3 protein-coding genes are annotated in these 1,641 nt (G+C 51.5%); all 3 read left to right on the forward strand.

Annotation, left to right across the window (positions count from 1 at the left end):
• The first annotated feature begins 158 nt into the window (after positions 1–158).
• Entirely contained in the window at positions 159–698 is a 540-nt protein-coding gene (gene cbiT, locus QCH34_RS12285; protein ID WP_300334555.1) for a precorrin-6Y C5,15-methyltransferase (decarboxylating) subunit CbiT, read from the forward strand.
• On the forward strand, positions 692–1,303 hold the full coding sequence (locus tag QCH34_RS12290; RefSeq protein WP_300334556.1) for a cobalt-factor II C(20)-methyltransferase: 612 nt from the start codon (positions 692–694) through the stop codon (positions 1,301–1,303). Before cbiT ends, QCH34_RS12290 begins: the two co-directional genes overlap by 7 nt.
• A partial coding sequence (locus tag QCH34_RS12295; RefSeq protein WP_300334557.1) for an SAM-dependent methyltransferase occupies positions 1,300–1,641 on the forward strand: 342 nt, incomplete at its 3' end. The genes QCH34_RS12290 and QCH34_RS12295, both read left to right, overlap by 4 nt.

A 1,641-nucleotide genomic window follows, 5' to 3' on the forward strand; every position in this document is an offset into this window, starting at 1 on the left:
TGGGAATACGTTTAATTATATTGATTCATTCAGGTTTAAACTGGCAAAGACGATAAACACGTTCTGCTTTCAGATGAGATACCCAATAACTATTAAGAATTCGAGCCAATACTTCTGAAACAGGCAGGCAATGAATAGCTGCCTGGGCTGCGGGATCCATGACAACGAGTGAATTGAGAGGAGGGCCGACCCAGCCCGAAGTATGTGCCGTTGCGCTTTCGAAGCTTGCAGTCCGCCCCGGAGATACTGCTGTTGATATCGGGTGCGGGACAGGAACCGTCAGCATCGCCATTGCACGGACTGCTGAAAGGGTGTTTGCAATCGACATGCGGCCGGAGGCAATTGCAGTCGCCAGAAGAACAATTGCCGATTCCGGGTTAACAAATATCACCCTTGTCGGGGGCGATGCAGTACCATTTCTCGGTGAGATTGAGGGAATTGATGTTGCGTTTGTCGGCGGCTCAAAGGGGCTTCTGCAGGTACTCTCACTTCTCGCAGAGAAGGGGGTCAGAACGATTGTGGTGAATGCCGTCCTCCTTGAGACCGCCACGCTTGCGATTCAAACGATGAGGGAACGTGGCATCTTTGTCGAAGCTATCCACCTTCAGGTTTCACGATCCGCTGATCTCGCCGGAAAAACGATGTTTAAGCCGGAAAACCCAATATATATCATCGTCGGGGGGTGCAGACAATGCTGATTGCTGTCGGCCTTGGGCCAGGCGATCCCGAACTCCTCACCCTGAAGGCAGCACGGCTCCTCAGGGAGGCAGACTCTGTCTTTGTACCGGGGGAGATGGCATATAATCTCGTTGAAGCATACAGAAGAGATGCCATCACCCTTGATTTCCCGATGACGAATGATGAATCCTATATCGAAGCCTGCATGGAGGAGAATGCAAAGAAGATTGCGCCATATGCCCTCTCTGGGATCGCAGTCTTTGGAATCATCGGAGACCCGAACTTCTTCTCCACCTTCTCCCGGTTAACAGCGATCTTAAAACGGGATCACCCGGAGATCGAATGCAGCACGGTGCCGGGGATCAGCTCGATTACGGCACTTCCATCTGTTGCAGATCTTCCGATCCAGAAGAGTTTTTCAGTCTCGGATGGATCTGATCCTGATGTCAGGATCACGCTGAAGGTACGGCGTCCACAGAAGATAGCAGCGGAGCTGAAGAAGGAAGGATACTCGGAGTTTGTACTTGTGGAACGGATGTATATGGACGATATGACGATCTATACCAATGAGAACCTGCCTGAAAAATCCAATTACTTCAGCATACTGTACGCGAGGAAATTATGAGCGATTTTTATATTGTCGGCGCGGGATGCGGAGATCCAGGCCTTATCACGGTGAAGGGGATGGATCTCCTGAAGAGGGCGGATATCCTGATCTATGCGGGATCGCTGGTGAATCCTGAGCTTGTCGCTGCATCGGCAGCAGCCACAAAACTTGATTCCTCACAGATGAACCTTGAGGAGATCTGTGGCGCGATCAGAGACGGAGTCCTGGAGAAGAAACTGGTTGTCCGTCTCCATTCAGGTGATCCGGCACTCTATGGTGCAATCATCGAGCAGATGGCAGTCCTTGAGAAGGACGGGATCAGACCGGAGATTGTACCCGGCGTCTCCTCCCTCTTC

Origin of the sequence: Methanocalculus sp. (assembly GCF_029762515.1) — an archaeon.
Classification (GTDB): domain Archaea; phylum Halobacteriota; class Methanomicrobia; order Methanomicrobiales; family Methanocorpusculaceae; genus Methanocalculus.